Here is a 19,336-nt window from a genome sequence, read left to right as displayed (position 1 = left end):
GTCGCGAAGGTCGAGGACATCACCCCCCGCATGCGCCGCGTCACGTTCGCCGGCCGCGGGGTCGAGGTCTACGCGAGCGACCCGACCCGCGTGCCCAACATCAAACTGATCTTCCCGTGGGAGAACGGCGACCTCGACCTGCCGGTCAACACCGGCGGCCGTCGCCTCGAGTGGCCCGACCCCACGCTCAAGGCACAGGTCCGCACCTACACCGTGCGGCGGCTCGATCCCGCGGCCTCCGAGATGGACATCGACTTCGTCCGGCACGGCGACGAAGGGCTGGCCAGCGCCTGGGCCGAGCGGGCCCGTCCGGGTGACCGCATCGCGGCGGCCGGCGGCGGCGGGATCGTCGCGCCCCCGGCCGACTGGTATCTGATCGTCGGCGACGAGACGGCGCTGCCGGCGATCGGCCGCATGCTCGAACGCCTACCCGAGGGCGCCCGCGGCACCGCCGTCGTCGAGGTCGCCGACGAGGGTGAACGGCAGGATCTGCGCTCCCCCGCCGACATCGAGATCCGCTGGGTGCACCGCGACGGGGCGCCCGCGGGCACCACCACACACCTGGCCGACGCGGCGACCGCCGTGCCGATCCCCGACGGCGAATTGAAGCGGTTCGCGTGGGTCTCGGCCGAATCCGCGACTGTGCTGCGGATGCGCAGGTATCTGCGGAACGAGGCGGGCTTCGACCGCAGGTCCACCCTCGTCATCGGCTACTGGCGGCACGGCATGACCGAGACCGGGTACGGCCGTACCACGGATCACGACCGGGACTTCACCGAGCACGACGCCTGAGCCGGGCCGAGCGACGCGCGCCTTGGGCCGCCTCGGGGCCGCCCCGGGGCCGCCTCGGGGCCGCCCCGGGGCCGCCTCGGGGCCGAGCGAATGTATCGTCCATCTCCTCAGCGGTAGCGAGCGATACATTCGCTCGCCCCGCAGGAGGTCAGGGCGACGAGTCGGGCCCGTGCACCTGGTCGTGCAGGGCCTCCATCCGGACGTCGAGATCGCGGGCGGTCGCGGCCGCTGCCCGGAGTTCGTCGAGCAGTCCGACGGGCACCGCCTTGTCGTACTTGTAGAAGATCTTGTGTTCGAGACTGGCCCAGAAGTCCATCGCGACCGTGCGGATCTGCAGTTCGACGAACACCGGCTGCACCCGGTCGGACATGAACACGGGGACCTCGACGATCGCGTGCAGGCTCCGGTACCCGTTGGGCTTCGGATGCGCGATGTAGTCCTTGACCTGGACGACCCGGACGTCGCGCTGCCCGGTGATCAAGTCGAAGATCCGGTAGACGTCGGAGATGAAACTGCAGGTGATGCGGATGCCGGCGATGTCGTAGATGTTCTCGCGGATCGCGTCGAGGGTGAGCGGCAGGTCCTTGCGGACGGCCTTCTCGACGACCGACTCCGGTGTCTTCAGCCGCGACTTGACGTGCTCGATCGGGTTGTGGTCGTGGGCGAAGCCGAACTCCTCCCGGAGGATGTTGATCTTGGTCATCATCTCGTCGATACCGAACTTGTAGACCATCAGGACGCGGCGGAACTCCCGTTGGAGCGCGATCTGCGGCGGGTCCAGGTTGAGCTGCGCCGGCTCGACTCGTGGTTGCCTCAGCTGCACGTCGTCAGCGCCGTCCACCGTTTCCGTCACCGTCTGTCTCCTCATCGCCTTCCCGATCGAGTCTGCCAGGTCGGCCGAGGGTGCGGCCCGGCGCCGACCCGGAGCCGCGGTGACGAGCGTGAGGGCGGCACGCGGCGACCGCGCCGGAGCGGCACGGTCGCCGCGCACCCTCAGCCGGGATGGACGGGCGCAGTCGTCACCACGGCAGCGGCACCCACTGGTCGAACAGCCAGAACCCGTGCCCCTGCGGCCCGGGCTGCTGATGCTGCGGGGCCGGCTGGTGCTGCGGCGCCGGCTGCTGCTGAACCGGGGACGAACCGGGTGCGGCGCTCGCGACGCCGGCGCCGGCGCCCACTGCGGCCAACGCGATCGTCCCCGTCGCCGCGACCTTGCCCAGCTTCGTGTTCAGAACCTTCACGACTTCGCAGTCCTCTCGTCGGGGGCGAGGTGGTTCCCCGCCCGTTGGACGACTCCACACTGACCCGCGCAGCTGGCAGCAGCCTTGGGAAACCCTGCCGTTCGGCTCCGAATTCGCGGGGCGCCCGCGGTGACCACCGCGGGCGCCCCGAACGTCTGTCACGACGGATCGGCTCCGGTCCGGCTCAGCATGTCGTATCCCCCTCCGGCACAGCCAGATCGACGAGGTAACGCGCGACGGGCAGGTCGACGCACCACTGGCCGCTCAGCACCACGCCGTGCTGGGTTCCGCGGTACGTGACGAGCACCGCGTCCAGTTGCTTCGCCAGGTCCACACCCGCCTGATACGGCGTCGCCGGATCCTCGGTGGTGGAGACCACGACGATCGGGGGCAGACCGTCGACCTCCACGGCGTGCCGATCTCCCGTCGGCGGCACGGGCCAGAAGGCGCACGCACCGAGCGGCGCGTTGCCGGTGCCGCGGCCGTCGTCGAGGAACGGGGCCGCCTGCCGGGACCGGGTGTCGAGTTCACCGGCCACGGCGGGGTCGGTCACGGCGGCGTCGTCGACGCACCGCACCGCCGCCATCGCCTCGGCAGAGTTCGAGTACGAACCGTCGGCGAACCGGCCCTCGTACATGTCGGACAGCACCAGCAGTGTGTCGCCCCGGCCCTGCACCAGTTCGGCCAGCCCGTCCCGCAGGTATTCCCAGCCCTCCGGCGAGTACAGGGTCGCGATGACGCCGCTGATCGCGTTCGCGTAGCTCAGCCCCCGCGGATCCTCCGTCGCGGCCGGCCGATCGATCAGGGGATCGACCAGCGAGCGGAACCGCTCGACTGCGACCGCGGGATCGGTGCCGAGGGGGCAGTCCTCGCGGGTCGCGCACTCCGTGGCGAATGCGTCGAAGGCCTGCTGGAAACCGGCGGCCTGCCGCACCGCCTCCTCGACCGGGTCCTGCTGAGGATCGAGCGCCCCGTCGAGCACCATCGCCCGCACGTTGCCGGGAAACGCCTCCGCGTAGGCCGAACCGAGCCGGGTTCCGTAGGAGTAGCCGAGGTAGTTCAGCTTCGGGTCGCCGAGAACGGCCCGGATGACGTCCATGTCCCGCACCACGTCGCGGGTGCCCACGTGCGCCAGCACGTCGGTGCCCGTGCGTTCGGCGCAGCGCGCCGCGTACTCCCGGCGGTTCTGCTCCGCCCGGGCGATCCCCTCGGGGGTCATGTCCACGGCGGGGTCCTGCCGCCACGCGTCGGTCTCCTCGGGCGTCAGGCAGTCGATCTGCGGTGTCGACGCACCGATGCCGCGCGGGTCGAATCCGACGACGTCGAACCGCTCGGCGAGCTCGGTGCCGGCGCCGACGACGGCCATCCCGAGGCCGGACGCTCCCGGTCCACCCGGGTTGACGAGCAGCGACCCGACCTTCTCCCCCGTCGCCCGTGATCGGGACAGGGCGATCTGCGCGGTATCGCCCTGGGGGTTCTCGTAATCGATCGGCACGGTCACCCGCGCGCACTCGAGCCCGGCCCCGGCCAGGTCCGATCCGTCGGTGCTGTAGCCGTCGCACGAGCCCCACTGGAGCTGCTGGGTGTAGAAGGGCTCGAGGCCCGGCGGGATCTCCCCCGCCGCCGAGGCGAAGCCGGCCGCGCCGACCGGAGACGTGAACCCGCCCACGATCAGTGCCGTCGCCGCTCCCGTTGCGGTCACGAACCGCAGGACCCGGTCCCGGGTCCTGCGCTCTCCACTCGCCGCCATGAATCGACCTGCCCTCCAGTGGTACTCGATCGGAGAGGCGAATCTCTCCTCGGACCACTACAGGGTCGGTGCCGGCGGCGACCGGCACCACCACCCCGAGGGTGTCGATGGACAACCCCTCGGGACGGCGCTCCACCCTCCTCGCCGAGCGCGTCGCCGCTCGGGCCTCGCCGCGCTCCGGCCGCCCGTGCGGCTAGGGACGTTCGGCGATGCGCTTGATCGCTTCGAGCCGGCGGTCCCACTGCCGTCCGATCGATTCCAGCTCGCCGGCCAGTTCGCCGAGCCGGGCACCGACCGCCCGGTAGCGGATCTCCCGTCCGACCCGAACCGACTCCACGAGCCCGGCGTCGGCCAGCACGGTCAGGTGCTTGGCGATCGCCTGACGACTGACCGGCAGCCGCCCCGCGAGCGCACTGGCGGACAGGTCCTCGGCGCCGATCGCGGTGAGGATGTTCCAGCGGGTCTCGTCGGCCAGTACCGCGAGCACCGCTGGAACGCCCTTCGGCACATCGTTCACCGGGATTCCAGGAACTCCACCAGATCGCCGAGTTCGGCACGCCAGCCGTCGACATTGCCGTCGTGGGCCGACTGCGGGTCGACGAGTTCCTCGAAGCCGGTCTCCACCATCGTCAACCGGGTGCCGCCGTCGATCTCGGCCAGGTCGAACCGCACGACCGTGGAGTTGCCCGGTACCGGGTCCACATTCGCGTCGCGTGCCCAGCGGTAGATCAGTGTCTTCGGCTCGTCCACGTGTTCGACCAGCACCCGGAAGGGTCCGGCGTCATGGCCCGTCCAGCCGAACGTGCCGGTACCGCCGGGCGATGCGTCGAATTCGATTCTGTCGCCGAACCATTGCGCGATCAGTGCGGGTTCGGTCAGGGCGGACCACACCTTGGTGGCCGGTGCCGCGATGTCGATGGTGCGGGTGATGTCGAGCGGGGCCATGATCGCCTCCAGTTCGGGTAGGGGTTGTGCAACTCCAGGGTTGCACCTTTCTTCCTCGACTGCAACCCCTCAGTTGCAGAAATATGGTTGTCGCGACGGCGACTCACCTCTCATCGCGTCCGGTCGACGACCAGCACCTGGACGGCACCGAACTGCGGGACGATCCGGCCGATCAGGGCCGCCGCCGGCTCGAGCCGGTGCCCGAACCGCGGATGCGCCGCGGTGAACAACCGGCCCTGCACCCGGGCTCGGCCGTGTCGAGCGCCCAGACGGCGCAGCTCTCGCCGCGTGACAAAGCGTCCGTCCGAGTACGGCGCTCGGCGGGTGGGCCGATCGAGCCACCCCCAAGGGCTGGTCGGGTTCAGGGTGAGTGCGACGATGCGCCCGCCCGGACGAGTGATGCGGGCCATCTCGGTGAGCACCGCCGCGGCGTCGGTGAACTCGAGGGTCGCGACGGTGACGGCCGCGTCGGCCGCAGCGTCCGGCACCGGCAGGCGGGCGGCGTCGGCGCGCACGACCCGGCCGGGTGCCCGGGCGGCCGCGACGGCCAGCATGCCCGCCGACAGGTCCACACCGATCACACGGGCACCACGGTGAACAAGATGGCACACGAGCCGGCCGGTCCCGCAGCCGATCTCGACCACGGTGCGGCCTGCCACCTCCGGCAGGGCCACATCGATCGCGCCACGCTCCACGGCCCAGGCGTGGGCGCCCCACGGGGTGGCGAACCAGGTGTCGTAGTCCCGGGCCTGCGCTGCGTCACTCGCCATCCAGCGTGCAGAAGGGTGCGCAGCATCGATCTCTTCTCCGGGCGTGCGCTCGAACGGCACGAACGGTTCGTTGGTGGACATGCCGTCGGGATTCCCCTCGCCGGAGTCCGGAAACAGCGGTACGACGAGGCGGGTCTCACGCCGGTGCGAGCCTTCGGACCGCGTAGCTCACGATCTCGGGGGTATGCGCGCTGATCACCACCCGCTACACCCTCGACCAGGTCGCCGAGGCATACGAGGACATGCACGGCGGCAAGAACATCCGCGGCGTGATCGTGTTCGACCGAGCGGAACCGGCCCGCGCCGGCACCCGCACACGGGTGCCGGCGCAGCGGCGTTCGGCAGGACGGGCTCAGGCGACGCGCTCGAGCGAGGTCCCCTCGTCGAGCCGGCGCAGCGTGCGCAAGGTGGCCCACAGCAGCGCGGTGATCACCAGCCCGACGGCACCGTACGCGGGCAGCGCCGCCGAGATCGGCACCAGCGCCGCCACTGCGCCCGCGACCACCGCGCCGACGGAGGCACCGGCGGTGACCTGCGCCGCCCACACCGCGGCGATGCGCCCCCGGTACTCGTCGGGGGTGTGTTTCTGGACCGTCGCGTACCGGACGATGTCGGTGAGCGCGTCGCCGAAGCCGTGCGCGGCCAGGCCCAGCAGCGCCACCGCGACGGTCGCGGTGAGGCCCGCCCCGACGAGCCCGGCGGCAGAGACGGCCATGAGCAGGAAGACCACCTGCCCGGATCGGCGGAGGTGGCCGGTCCAGCCGCTGGTGAGCGAGCCGATCACCGCGCCGACGGCCGGGGCGGTGTAGAGCAGCCCCACCACCGACGGTCCCGCGCCGAGCACCTCGGTGGCGTACTCGGGGACGAGCACCGACCAGCCGGCAAGCAGCATCGTCACGAATCCGCAGACGAGCACGCCGCCGATGACACGGTTCCCCGACGCGTAGCGGAAGCCGCTGAGCACCGAGCGCAGCGGCGACTCGTCGGCGACGTGCGTCGGCGGCAGGGACGGCAGCCGGGTGATGCAGAACGTGGTCACGGCGGTGGTGAATGCCGCGAGAGCGTAGGCCACCCCGACTCCGCCGGCGGCGATGACGACCCCGCCGAGTGCGGGTCCGACCATCGCGCCCAGGTCGCCGGTGAGGGCCATGAGCGCACCGGCCGCCGCCATCTTCTCCCGCGGCAGCAGGCTGGGGGTGACGGCCATGAGGGCGGTCGCGGAGATGCCGCCGCACGCGCCGTCGATCACGGCCGCCACATAGATGACCCACATCTTCGGGTCGGGCAGAAATGCGTTGAGTGCGAGCACCGCGAACGCCACGCCCGCGGTGCCCCGGGCGACGGCGATGACGCGCCGGCGATCGTAGCGGTCGGCGAGCACCCCGCCGACGAACGTGGCGGCGAACGTGGTCACGCCGAGCACCGCCGACACGGCGGCGACCTGCGCGGTGGACCCGGTGAGCCGGTACACCTGCAGCGGCACGGCGACGACGAGGAAGCCGAGGCCGAACAGCGACACGACCCGGGCGGTGAAGATGTAGCGGAATTCGCGGCTGGTGCGCAGGGGGTCGACGTCGAGGACCAGCTTGTCGATCAGGGCCACGGCCGGGTCACCGCGGGGCGAGCAGGTCGTACCACGCCTCGAGCCGCGGTTCGGTGGCCAGCGAGACGAAGTCGACATCCGCGCCGGCGCCGCGCCACTGCTCCACGAGCCCCATCAGACGCACCGAGTCGAGGCCCTGGTCGACGAGGCTGAGCGCGGGGTCGAGTTCGTCGGCCTCGATCTCGAGGAGCCGTGCGATATCGGTGCGGATCGTCTCGCGGTCCAGGATGCCGGACTGTGTTGACATGAGGTCACTCCTTCTCGGTTGCAACGGGTTCGGGGATGCGGGCGGCCGCGGTGAGGGCCTGGACCCAGCGCCGGGCCACGACGGCGACGGTGTGCTCGTCGAGCACCTCGTCGGGCGCGGCGAATTCGCAGTCGAGCACGGGCCCCTCCGGGGTGTCCTCGACGACGGCGTCGACGTGCAGGACGTGGTCGAGCGGCGTGGCCGGGTCGACGGAACCGCCGAGCGCGACGGCCTCGGGTGCGCCCGACCACGGGGCGCCGGTGTCCTCGCCGAGCGTCATCCGGCCGAGGTAGTTGAACACCACCTGGGGCCGCCGATAGCGGTCGAAGACGTGGTCGGGCGCGAGGCGGTGCAGTAGTCCGAAGCCGATGCCGTTGTCGGGCACGGCGTTCAGCGCGTGTGCGACTCGCGCGCGGGCCTCGCGCGCGGCGGCCGCGCCGGTCAGGGCGTCCTCGGGATCGATACCGGCCAGGTTCAGCGCGACCGGGAACATCGACGTGAACCACCCGACGGTGCGCGCGACGTCGGCTCCGGGCACGACCTGTTCCTCGCGGCCGTGACCCTCGAGTTCGACGCGCACGACGTCGCCGCCGCGGACCGAGGCGACCGCCACGGCGAGTGCCGCGAGCAGCGCGTCGTTCACGGCCCCGGAGGCGAGGACGTCCTCGGTGACCGGCACGGGAACCCGCACGTGCGTCGAGCGCAGCGCCGAGACCGTGTCGCGTGCCGGGTCGAGGGCCCGGACGCCGAGGGGTGGTTCGACCGCGTCGACCGCGGGTTGCCAGGCGGGCAGCGAGGCCCTGATCCGCTCGGAGCGCGCGGCCTCGGCGAGGCCGGTCGCCCACGCCCGGAAGGACGTGCCGGGTGACGTCAGCGCGACGGTCTCGCCGCGTCCGGCCTGTTCGACGGCGTCGGCGAGGTCGGGCACGAGGATGCGCCACGACACACCGTCGATCACCAGGTGGTGCACGGCGATGAACACGCGGCCGGGGCGGTGCGGCCCGAAGTCGAACAAGATCGCCTGCACCATCACTCCGGATTCCGGATCGAGTGCCCTGTAGGCGATTTCGCGTTCGGCAGCGAACCGATCCGCCCACTGCTCGTCGTCGACCTCACCGACCTCGACGCGGCGCACCAGGGTCTCGATGCCCGGTGCGGTCTCGGGGACGGTCCAGCGGGCTCGGCCCCCGGCGACGGCGAACCGGGACCGCAGCATCGGATGGGTGTCGAGCAGCGCCGCGACGGCCTTCCCGAGCGTGTCCACGGTGAGGCCGACGGGCGCGACGAGCAACCGCGCCTGCGAGAACCGCGCGAGGTCGCCGCCCCACGCGAGGGCCTCCCACACGATCGGGGTGATCGGCACGTCGCCCGTCGCGGCGACCGCGGGCACCGCCGCCGGGGCCGTGTCCGTCTCGTCGACCGCGGCCAGGGCCGCGACGGTGCGCAGCTCGAACACCTGCCGGGCCGTGAGCCGGAGCCCGGCGGCCCGGGCGCGGGAGACGAACTGGATCGAGACGATCGAGTCACCGCCGAGCGCGAAGAAGTCGTCGTCGATGCCCACCCGGTCGAGGCCGAGCACCTCGGCGGCCACCTCCGCCAGCACCGCCTCCCGCTCGGTGCGCGGCGCACCCGAGCCGACGAGTGCCCCGAAGTCCGGCTCCGGCAGCGCCTTCCGATCCACCTTGCCGTTGGCGGTGACGGGGAATGCGGCCAGCACGAGCACCGCGGCCGGCACCATGTAGTCCGGGAGCCGCTCGGCGAGCACGGCCCGCACGACGGCCGGGTCCACGTCGCCGTCGGGCACGACGTAGCCGACGAGCCGGCGCACGCCGCGTTCGTCGGTGTGGGCGACGGCGACGGCGTCGCGCACCCCGCGCACCGCGGTCAGGGCCGCCTCGACCTCGCCGAGCTCGACCCGGAAGCCGCGGATCTTGACCTGGTCGTCGCCGCGGCCGAGGAATTCGAGGGTGACACGGCCGTCGCCGGCCGGGGCCCGGCGCACGACGTCGCCGGTGCGGTACATGCGGGTTCCCGGCGGACCGAACGGGTCGGGCAGGAAGCGGGTGCCGGTCAGGTCGGGGCGGCCGAGGTAGCCGCGGGCCACGCCGGATCCGGCGACGTACAGCTCACCCGCGACGCCGACCGGCACGGGGCGCAGCATCCGGTCGAGGACGTAGGCGGCGGCGCCGTGCACGGCCCGGCCCAGGCACGGGGTGTCGGCGTCGGTGACCTGTCCGACGAGCGAGTCGACGGTGCACTCGGTGGGCCCGTAGAGATTGAACGCACGTCCGTCGGTCAGCTCCCGCAACCGCCGCCACAGCGCCGGGTTGACGGCCTCGCCCCCGAACCCGACCGTGGCGGGCCGGTGTCCGCCGTCGAACAGCCCGGCGGCGACCATGCGGTCGAGGAACGACGGGGTGACCTCGAGGAAGTCGAGTTCGTGTTCGGCGACGTACGCGACCATCGCCTCGGGATCGCGCAGGGTGTCCTCGTCGAACACGTGCACGGCGTGGCCGTCGAGCAGCCACAGCATCGGCTGCCACGAGGCGTCGAACCCGAACGACCAGGCGTGCCCGACGCCCACGCTCGTCCGGCCCGCCCCCGCCACGGTGGGCACGTACAGGTCGGCGCGGTGGCTGTCGAACAGGTTGAGCAGGTTCGCGTGGGTGATCGCCACGCCCTTCGGCAACCCGGTGGAGCCGGACGTGTAGATGACGTACACGGGGTGCTCCGGTCGGAGCGGTGCGGTGCGCTCGTGGTCGGCGACGGGTGCGGCCGGGCGGGCCCCGACGTCGGCACGGACCGTCTCGTCGTCGAGGTCGAGCACCGGCACCCCGCCGAGCACCGGTCGCAGCGTCTGCGCCACGGCACCGTTCGTGACCACGACCCGCGGCCGCGCGTCGCCGACCATGTGCGCGAGGCGTTCCGCGGGGTACGCCGGGTCCATCGGCACGTAGGCGCCGCCGGCGGCGTGCACGGCGCAGAGCGCGACCATCATGTCCGCCGAGCGCGGCAGGGCCAGGCCCACGAGCGTCTCGGGTCCGACGCCCTCGTCGATCAGCCGTCGTGCCAGACGTGCCGACGCGGCGCCGAGCTGGGCGAAGGTGAGCCGCACGGCGCCGCACACGACGGCCGCCGCGTCCGGGGTGCGGGCGATCTGCGCCGCGAGCAGGTCGGCCACGGTGCGGTGCCCGTTCGACGGTGCCGGAGCGGTCGACGAGAGTTCGGGCAGCCGCCCTCGCTCGGCCGGACCGAGGACGTCGAGCTGGGCGACGCGCAGCGACTGTTCCCCGGCGAGCTGGTCGAGGAGGCCCACGAGCTGCCGGCCGAGCTCGCCGGCGTCGGCGGCAGTGAACAACGCCTGCTGGTACTCGAGGGTGAGGGCGAGCTCGTCGTCGAGTGCGGCGACCAGCACCAGCGGGAAGTTGGTGGCGTCGTGACCGCGGACGTCGGTGACATCGAGACCACCGGAGCGCTGCGCGCGGGCGAGGGCGTCGGTGTCGATCGGGTAGCTCTCGAACACGATGAGGGTGTCGAACAGTTCGCCGAGGCCGACGGCGCGCTGGATGTCGGCAAGGCCGACGTACTGGTGATCCAGGAGCCGGTTCTGCTCGTCCTGGACGCGCCGGAGCAGTTCGGCGGCGGGCTCGCCGGGGCGCAGCGCGACGCGCACGGGCACGGTGTTGATGAACAGGCCGATCATCGTCTCGACGCCGGGAACGTCCGGGACGCGGCCGGACACGACGGCGCCGAAGGTCACGTCGGTGCGGTCGAGCCGGGCGCCGAGGAGAACCGCCCACGCGGTCTGCACCGCGGTGTTCACGGTGACGCCGAGGTCGCGGCAGCGGCGCTGCAGCCGCGCGGCCAGGCCGGCCGGCACCGGCACCGAGAGTTCGGCGGGCAGCGTGGCGTCGAGCGACGAGCCGGCCGGGGCAAGCAGCGTGGGTTCCTCGACGCCGGTGAGCGCCTCGGTGCAGCGGCGCAAGCCCTCGTCGGTGTCGCGGTCGCCCAGCCACGCGAGGTAGTCGGTGAACGGGCGGACCCCGGGCAGCGACGCCGGGTCGGCGCCCGCGCCGTAGAGGGTGAACAGTTCCTGCATCAGCAGCGGCGACGACCAGCCGTCGAGCAGCAGGTGGTGGGCGGCGAAGATCAGCCGGTGCCGGTCCGGTGCGAGGCGCACGAGGGTGAACCGCACCAGCGGCGCGGCCGCGACGTCGAACCGGGTGGCGCGGTCGGCGGCGACGAGGTCGTCGCTACGCTCCTCGACGGGCCGAATGTCATATCGCGTCGATCTGACCGAAGCGGTGTGACATTCGGTCACGGGGGTGGGGTCGTGTGTGAGGTCGACGTCCGTCCACCGCAGGCCGGGATCCCGGAGAACGACGCCGACGGGGTCACCGGCTGTGGTCGTGCGGAATCCGGTGCGCAGGGTCGCGTGCCGGTCCAGCAGCGCGACGACGCTGCGCCGCAACGTGTCCCGGTCGAGTTCGCCGCGCAGATCGAGGACGGTCTGCATCGAGTACACGTCGGTGCCGGTGCCGTCGTCGAGACCGGCGAGGAAGAACATGCCGCGCTGCAGCGGCGTGAGCGGCACGACGTCGTCGATCGGGCCGAGTTCGGTGGTGAGCGAGGCGAGTTCGGGCAGCGCCAGCCCCCGGTAGGTCAGGTCCGACGGGGTGGGTCCGCCGGCGCCGGGGGTGCCGGCGTGCCGGGCCAGCGCGGCGAGCGCCTCCACCCACCGGCCGGCGACGAGGGCGACGGTCTCCTCGTCGAGGACGCCCGCCGCCGTGAATTCGCAGACGATCTCGGGGCCGCGGGGGCCGTCCTCGGTGACGGCGTTGACGTCGAGGACGTGGTCGAGGGGTGTGCCGGGATCGACGGCGCCGCCGAGGGCGCCCGCCTCCGGCGCGGCGGTCCACGCCTGACCTGCGTTCTCCCCGAGCGTCATCCGACCGAGGTAGTTGAACATCACGTCGGGGGCCCGGTACCCCGGGAAGTGCCGCGTTCCTTGGGGAGCGAGCCGGCGCAGCAGCCCGAATCCGAGGCCGTCGTCGGGCAGGGCCCGCAGCGACTCCTTGACCTGGGCCAGAGCGGTTCCGGCTGCCGCGGTACCGGCGAGGGCCTCGTGCGGGTCGATGCCGGACACGTCGAGCACGGCGGGGTACAGGGTGGTGAACCAGCCGACGGTGCGGGTGAGGTCGGCGCCGGGCACGGCGTGCTCGGCGCGGCCGTGGCCCTCGAGGTGCACGCGCAGCACGTCGCCGCCGCGCACCGACGTCACGGCCAGCGCGAGGGCGGTGAGCAGCACATCCGCGACGCCCGCCCGGTACGCGGCGGGCACGGTGGTGAGGATCTGCTCGGTGACCGCCACGGGTACCCGCACCTCGCGCGACCGCGCGGTGGCGACGGTGTCGCGCGCCGGATCCAGCGGGCGGGCGCCCAGCGGCGGTTCGGTGGTCTCGGCGATCTCCTGCCAGCGCGGCAGAGACTGCGCAATGCGATCGGACGTGGCGGCTTCGGTGAGCCCGAGCGCCCAGTTCCGGAAGGAGGTGCCGGCCGGCTCGAGGTCCGGCGCGGCGCCGCGGCGCACCCGATCGACGGCGGCCGCGAGGTCGGGCACGAGAATCCGCCACGACACACCGTCGACGACGAGGTGGTGCACGGCGACGAACACGCGGCCCGCCGCGTCGGGGCCGGCGTCGAGGAGCACCACGCGGATCATCTGCCCGGCCGCGGGGTCGAGGTCCGCCAGCGCGCGGTCGCGTTCGGCCTCGAACAGGGCGCGCCACCGCGCGTCGTCGAGACCTGCCGCGTCGACCCGGCGCACCGCCGTCGCCGCGTCCGGAATACCCTCGGGCACCACCCAGTCCGCGTCGCCGCCGGCGACGGTCAGGCGCGAGCGGAGCATGGGATGGGTGCGCAGCAGTGCGTCGACGGCCGCGACGAGGTGCGCCTCGGTGAGCCCGGCCGGAGCGATCAGCAGGCGGGCTTGCGCGAAGCGCCGCAGATCCCCTCCGTGGTCGAGGGTTTCGCGCACGATGGGGGTGAGCGGGACCGGGCCGGTGGCCGCGACGGCGGGCCGCGCCGGCTGCTCGTCACCGGTGCCGGACTCGCAGGCCGCGGCGAGCGCGGCGACGGTGCGCAGTTCGAACACCTGGCGCGCGGTGATCCGGACGTCGGCGGCGCGAGCGCGGGACACCAGTTGAATCGAGACGATGGAATCGCCGCCGAGGGTGAAGAAGTCGTCGTCGACGCCGACGCGGTCGAGGCCGAGGACCTCCGCGAACGCGGAGCACAGCGCCGACTCCGTCGCGGTGCGTGGCGCACCGGATCCGGCGAGCGCCCCGAAGTCCGGCTCCGGCAGGGCCTTCCGGTCCACCTTGCCGTTCGCGGTGGTCGGCAGTTCCGGGACCCGCAGGATCGCGGCGGGCACCAGGTACTCGGGCAGGTGGGCGGCGACGGCGGTGCGGACGGTCACGGGCTCGGCCGTTCCGGTGACGTAGCCGACCAGGCGGCGCACGTCGCGGGCGTCGGTGTGCGCGACGACGACGGCGGCACGCACCCCCGGCACGGCACCCAGCGCGGCCTCGATCTCGCCGAGTTCGACGCGGAACCCGCGGATCTTGACCTGGTCGTCGTCGCGGCCCACGTATTCGAGGGCACCGCGTTCGGTGTCGACCGGGTCCGGCAACCACCGCACGACGTCGCCGGTGCGGTACATCCGCTCGCCCCGGCCGGTGAACGGGTCGGCGACGAACCGCTCCCCCGTCCGGCCGGGTTGTCCCACGTAACTGCGGGCGACACCCCCGCCGGCGACGTACAGTTCCCCGGCCACGCCGGGCGGTGCCGGTCGCAGCCACCGGTCCAGCACGTACAGCCGGGTGCCGGGGGTCGGTCCGCCGATGGTCACGGTGTCTCCCTCGATACGGGAGCAGGTTGCGTCGACCGTGCATTCGGTGGGGCCGTAGCAGTTGTAGGCCTCGACGCCGTCCGCGGCGCCGAGGCGCCGCCACAGCGCCGATCCGACGGCCTCGCCGCCGACGGTCACCTTGGCGGGCCGGTGGCGGTCACCGTCGAGCAGACCGGCGTCGAGCAGACCGCTCATCAGCACGGGCACGCAGTCGACATGATCGATGCGGTGGGTCCGCACGTAGTCGACGACGAACGCGGTGTCGGTGCGGTGCTCGTCGGGCAGCACGTGCAGGGTGTGCCCGGACAGCAGCCAGGTCAGGGCGGCGACGGCCGAGTCGAAGGCGAACGGGTAGGTCAGCAGCACCCGCCACGTGCCGGACGCCGACCGCATGATCGTCTCCCGCTGCGCGGCAACGAGATCGGTGAGATTGGCGTGGGTGACGGTGACACCCTTGGGGAGGCCGGTGGAGCCGGAGGTGTAGACGACGTACGCGGCGTGACCGGGGCGGAGCGGGCGGAGACGATCGGCGTCGGCCACCGCGGCGGCGGGCAGCGCGGCGAGCCGGGCGCGCAGGTCCGGGTCGTCGAGCACGACGAGGCGCGCGCCGCTGCCGGTGAGGGTCGCTCCGAGTTCGTCGGCGACGGCACGGGTGGCGAGCACGACACCGGGGCGGGCGTCGGCGACCATGTGCGCCAACCGCTCCGCCGGGTACGACCGGTCGAGCGGCAGGTAGGCACCCCCGGCGGAGAGCACCGCGAGGACGGCCTCCACGGTGGCGGCGGAGCGTGGCAGGGCCAGGCCCACGAGCACGTCGGGTCCGACACCGAGCCCGATCAGCAGGCGCGCGAGCCGCGCCGAGTTCGCCCCGAGCTCCGCGAAGGTGCGCTCCTCGGCGCCGCACACCACCGCGAGGGTTTCCGGCCCCGCCGAGGCGGGCAGCGCCGCGACGGTGCCGTCCGAGGGCGCGGCCGGCGCGACGGACCACGTGCCGAGGACGCGGTCGCGTTCGGTGCCGGTGAGCAGGTCCAGCGCGGCGGCCGGGCGGTCCGGCGCGGCGGCGAGGGCGCCGAGGATGTGGACGAGGCGGCCGGCGAGGGCGGCGGCGTCGTCCGCGGTGAACAGGCCGGGCCGGTAGTCGAGGGTCATGACGAGGGTGTCGGCGACGCCCGCGGTGAGCACGAGCGGATAGTTGGTGGCGTCGCGGCCCTCGACGGCGGCGATCGTGACCCCGCCGGCGCGCTGGGCACGGTCGAGCGCGTCGCGGTCCACGGGATAGCTCTCGAAGACGGTGAGGGTGTCGAACAGCTCCCCCAGTCCCACGTCGCGCTGTACCTCGGCGAGGCCGAGGTACTGGTGGTCGACGGTGCGGGACTGCGCCAGCTGCACGCGCCGCAGCAGCTCGGTGACGGTGGCGCGGGGATCCAGGCGCACCCGCACGGGCACGGTGTTGATGAACAACCCGACCATGGATTCGACGCCGGCCAGTTCCGGCGGTCGCCCGGAGACGGTGGCGCCGAAGACGACGTCATCGCGGCCGAGCAGCCCGGACAGCAGCAGCGCCCACCCGGTCTGCAGGACGGTGTTGAGGGTGACGCCGGCGTCGCGGGCCAGGCCGGTGAGCCGGTCGCCGAGTCCGGCCGGCACCTCGACGGCGACGGCGGCGGTCGGCGTCGTGGCCCGGGTGGCGCCGGGCGGGGCGACGAGGCTCGGTTCGGTGAGTCCGTCGAGGGATTCGCGCCACAACGCGCGGGCGGCGTCGTGGTCCTGCCTGCCGAGCCACGCGAGGTAGTCGCGGTAGGGCCGGACCGGAAGCAGGCCGGTGGCGGCACCGCCCGCGGCGTAGATCTCGAGGAGTTCGCGCACCAGGATCGGGGTGGACCAGCCGTCCACGACGATGTGGTGGGCGGTGAGCACGAGCCGCACGTCGTCCGGCCCGAATCGCACGAACAGCCAGCGGATCAGCGGCGGCCGCGTGAGGTCGAACCAGTCGCGTAGATCCTCGGCGAGCAGGTCCGCGAGGTGACGCTCCGCGACGTCCGGCTCGAGACCGGTCAGATCGACGCTGCGCCAGGGGGCTTCGGTGCCGCGCACGACGAGGCCGGCGGTGCGGCCGTCCTTGCGGGGGCGGAAGCACGTGCGCAGGGCGGGGTGCCGGTCCAGCAGCGCCTGCGCGGAGGTCCGCAGGGTGTCCTCGTCCACCCGCCCGGTCAGGCGCAGCACGGACTGCACGGTGTAGGCGTCCGGTTCGACGGCTCCGGCGGCACGGGCGGTGTCGTCGGGCGCGGCGACGGTGCTGAGGTAGAGCAGGCCTTGCTGCAGCGGCGAGAGGGGAACGATGTCTTCGAGCGCGGAGGTGCGGGTCATATCTGCCTAACGAACGGGTGCGAGGTGCGACGAACACGGCCCCCGGGTCGCCGGACGGGGGGGCCGTGGGTGCCGGGAGGGCTACTGCTGCCGGTTCGCGGGCAGCGCGGCGAGCGCCTCGTCGATGGAATCGAGTGCGAGCAGCGCGGTCTCGTAGGTCGCGGCGTGGGAATGTTTGACCGGAACCAGATTTCCGGCCTGCACGGCGGGCAGGGACTGCCACAGCGGGGAGGCCATCAGCTCCTGCAGCTCGGGCGAGACCGAGCCGTCGGCCTCGACGCCGTAGACGATGACGTCGACGTTCCCGAGGTTCCGGCCGATCTCCTCGACGGAGAGGTACTCGCCGTGCACGTCCTCGGGGTTGGCGGGCTGACCGGGGAACTGCAGGTCGAGGTCCTCGAACAGGTTGGTGGTGTACGACGAGGCGTACTCACGAAAGAACTCACCGGGCTCGGTGCCGCACACGTTGCAGACGCCGGCGAAGGTCAGGTTCCCGAGGGTGCCGCGGTACTTCCCGGCGATCTCCGCGGCGCGTGCCTCGTACTGCTCCTTGTACTCGCCGTAGGCGTCGGACACGTTCGCGGCGTCGGCGTACTGCTCACCGAGGCCGCGCCAGTCACCGGGGTTGGTCAGGCCGAGGAAGACCACCGGAGCGAGGGCCTCGAGCTTGGCCGTGTCGAGCTGCGACTGCACGCGCGCGGGCACGCCCATGATGATGAGGTCGGGCGCGGCGGCGGCGACGGCCTCGTAGTCGAGTTCGCTAACGGCCCCGTCCGGCGCCACCTTGGGCAGCGCCTCGTACGCGGCCTTGGTCTCCGCGTCCATGTTGTCGAGCTCGCGGGTCCATTCGCAGGCGGCGGCGAGATTCGCTTCGGCCTGGAGCAGCGGTAGCACCGCGTAGCCGCAGGCGACGATGCGCTGCGGGTCGGACGGGATCTCGATCGGCCCGTTCTGCGCCTCGAACGTGCGCGTGGCGTCCGCGGCCGGCTCCTCGCCGGAGCCACCGTCGCTGCCGCACCCCACCAGGCCCACGGCCAGCACCGCCGTCGCGCCGAACACCGCTGCGCGGCGCAGCCGGCCCCGTCCCTCAACCCGCATCGCTAACTCCCACATGTCTGTTCGCCGGGCACCCGCCCGGACCTGATTGGTTAGGCTAACCGAACTCGGTGCGGGCGCCAAGCGCTACGTCCCCGGTCCTGCGCACGGTTGTCTGCACTGATCCTCGTCGCCTCATGACGGCTGAATCGCGTCGTTCCGCGGACCGGTTACCTCACGGTCCTCGCGCGTCGTCGCTACGGCGCACCGACCGTGACCCACGGCCTACTCGTCATTGCGGTCGGTGCCGGATCGCTCGTAGCGCACGGGCCGAACCCACCGTGGCAGGCCTATCCGGCCACCCGCTGGATCAGCAGTACCGCACCGATTCCGATCATCGCGGCACCGGAAATCCAGGTCACCACCCGCGCCGCGGCGGGGCGGGTGCGCAGCACCACCCGCGCCCCCGTCCCCACCCCCGTGTAGACCACCGCGCAGCTGACCGTGTGCACCACACCCAGCAGCACGATCTGCACCGCGAGGGGCCACCGCGCGTCCGTGTCGGTGAACTGTGGCAGCAGCGCCAGGAACAGCAGAAGCACCTTCGGATTCAGCCCGCTGGTCCCCATACCCTTGACCGCCTGCCGCACCCACGATTCCGGTGCCTGCTCCGCCCCGGTCTGCGGCAGAGCCGAGGGCTTGACGAGCATCGCGATCCCCAGCCACACCAGGTACGCCGCCCCGACCGCCGTCAACGCGGTCAGCACCAACGGCGAACGGGCCACCAGCGCCGCGACGCCGGTCGCCACCACCGCGGTCATTGCCAGATGCCCCGACAACATCCCACCGACCGCGGGCACCACGGTGCGGTGCCGCAGCCCCGCCGCGATCGCGTACGCCCAATCCGCCCCCGGCGTCAGCACGAACAGAAACGACACCGCCCAGAACGCAGCAACGGTACCGACCGCCATGACCTCACTCATCCTTCACACTCTCGGACCGCCAGGACGCCTGGCGGTTCCCGATAGAGAGATTAGGGAGATCGACCTGGAATTCGTTCCCATAGTTTTCACAAGAACCGTGTAATTGGGGGAAAATCTTCCACATGGACAACGTCGACAAAAAGATCCTTGCCGAGCTCCAACAAGACGGGCGGCTCACCGTCACCGAACTCGCAGATCGGGTCCAACTCAGCATCTCGCCCTGCCACCGCCGCCTACGCGCGCTGGAGAGCTCCGGCGCGATCACCGGCTACCGCGCCCAGCTCGACGCCGGCGCCCTGGGCCTGACGTTCGAGGCGCTCGTCTTCGTCACCATGCGCACCGTCGACCGCGACACCCTCGAGGCATTCGAACCGGCCGTCGCCGCCATACCCCATGTCCTGCAAGCGCAACGACTGTTCGGCGACCCCGACTACCTCCTGCGGGTGATCACCCGCGACCTGCCCGCCTTCCAGAAGCTCTACGACGAATCCCTCGCCACCCTCCCCGGCGTCGGGCGCCTCAGCTCCACTCTCGTCATGAAAAGCGTGGTAGACAACCGTCCCCTGCCCCTGTAGGACCCCGACCACTGCTCCGTGGCCTACGCGGTCCCGGAGCGTACCGACGCCCCAGGAGGGACGGTGTCCTGTCCGTCCCGATCGAAGAACACGTCGTTACTCCGCTGTCGACGGTCCG

Annotated in this window: 13 protein-coding genes; 2 read left to right on the top strand and 11 right to left on the bottom strand. The window is 72.5% G+C overall.

What is annotated here, in order from left to right:
* Positions 1-792: SIP domain-containing protein (locus tag AIIKEEIJ_RS23605; protein WP_161996688.1), on the top strand; the 792-nt coding region annotated here is incomplete at its 5' end.
* 148 nt (positions 793-940) lie between these two features.
* Here the strand turns inward: AIIKEEIJ_RS23605 and AIIKEEIJ_RS23600 are convergent.
* The 11 genes from AIIKEEIJ_RS23600 to AIIKEEIJ_RS23550 all read right to left on the bottom strand — a co-directional run bounded on the left by AIIKEEIJ_RS23600 (position 941) and on the right by AIIKEEIJ_RS23550 (position 18,643).
* Positions 941-1,633, bottom strand: coding sequence for a GTP pyrophosphokinase (locus tag AIIKEEIJ_RS23600; RefSeq protein WP_081636925.1), 693 nt, complete (start codon positions 1,631-1,633; stop codon positions 941-943).
* Between the two features lie 178 nt (positions 1,634-1,811).
* Positions 1,812-2,033: a hypothetical protein gene (locus tag AIIKEEIJ_RS23595; RefSeq protein WP_006931934.1), complete on the bottom strand. Its 222-nt coding sequence runs from the start codon at positions 2,031-2,033 to the stop codon at positions 1,812-1,814.
* Between the two features lie 184 nt (positions 2,034-2,217).
* Entirely contained in the window at positions 2,218-3,783 is a 1,566-nt protein-coding gene (locus AIIKEEIJ_RS23590) for an alpha/beta hydrolase (protein ID WP_161996687.1), read from the bottom strand.
* 193 nt (positions 3,784-3,976) lie between these two features.
* Positions 3,977-4,300, bottom strand: coding sequence for an ArsR/SmtB family transcription factor (locus AIIKEEIJ_RS23585; protein WP_006931930.1), 324 nt, complete (start codon positions 4,298-4,300; stop codon positions 3,977-3,979).
* Positions 4,297-4,728, bottom strand: coding sequence for an SRPBCC domain-containing protein (locus tag AIIKEEIJ_RS23580; RefSeq protein ID WP_006931928.1), 432 nt, complete (start codon positions 4,726-4,728; stop codon positions 4,297-4,299). Before AIIKEEIJ_RS23580 ends, AIIKEEIJ_RS23585 begins: the two co-directional genes overlap by 4 nt.
* A 110-nt stretch (positions 4,729-4,838) precedes the next feature.
* Positions 4,839-5,579 (bottom strand): methyltransferase domain-containing protein, encoded by a 741-nt coding sequence (locus tag AIIKEEIJ_RS23575; protein WP_238406548.1) that lies wholly within the window; start codon positions 5,577-5,579, stop codon positions 4,839-4,841.
* 271 nt (positions 5,580-5,850) lie between these two features.
* Positions 5,851-7,101: an enterobactin transporter EntS gene (gene entS / locus AIIKEEIJ_RS23570; protein WP_050034619.1), complete on the bottom strand. Its 1,251-nt coding sequence runs from the start codon at positions 7,099-7,101 to the stop codon at positions 5,851-5,853.
* 7 nt (positions 7,102-7,108) lie between these two features.
* Positions 7,109-7,348 carry a phosphopantetheine-binding protein gene (locus AIIKEEIJ_RS23565; RefSeq protein ID WP_161996686.1) on the bottom strand — a complete coding sequence of 80 codons (240 nt, stop codon included), beginning with the start codon at positions 7,346-7,348 and terminating at the stop codon, positions 7,109-7,111.
* A 4-nt stretch (positions 7,349-7,352) separates the two neighbouring features.
* Positions 7,353-16,625, bottom strand: coding sequence for a non-ribosomal peptide synthetase (locus AIIKEEIJ_RS23560; RefSeq protein ID WP_161996685.1), 9,273 nt, complete (start codon positions 16,623-16,625; stop codon positions 7,353-7,355).
* 81 nt (positions 16,626-16,706) lie between these two features.
* Positions 16,707-17,723: an ABC transporter substrate-binding protein gene (locus AIIKEEIJ_RS23555; protein WP_161996684.1), complete on the bottom strand. Its 1,017-nt coding sequence runs from the start codon at positions 17,721-17,723 to the stop codon at positions 16,707-16,709.
* A gap of 287 nt (positions 17,724-18,010) precedes the next feature.
* On the bottom strand, positions 18,011-18,643 hold the full coding sequence (locus AIIKEEIJ_RS23550) for a LysE family translocator (protein WP_338021007.1): 633 nt from the start codon (positions 18,641-18,643) through the stop codon (positions 18,011-18,013).
* Between the two features lie 122 nt (positions 18,644-18,765).
* On the opposite strand from AIIKEEIJ_RS23550, the gene AIIKEEIJ_RS23545 reads away from it, so the two are divergent.
* Positions 18,766-19,218, top strand: a complete 453-nt coding sequence (locus AIIKEEIJ_RS23545; RefSeq protein WP_006931915.1) for an Lrp/AsnC family transcriptional regulator — start codon at positions 18,766-18,768, stop codon at positions 19,216-19,218.
* The last annotated feature ends 118 nt before the right edge of the window (positions 19,219-19,336 follow it).

Source organism: Rhodococcus sp. YH1 (genome assembly GCF_009939605.1).
GTDB classification, from domain to species: Bacteria; Actinomycetota; Actinomycetes; order Mycobacteriales; family Mycobacteriaceae; genus Rhodococcus; species Rhodococcus aetherivorans.
Note: the sequence above shows the minus strand (reverse complement) of the source record. Positions and strands in the feature narration are given on the sequence as shown.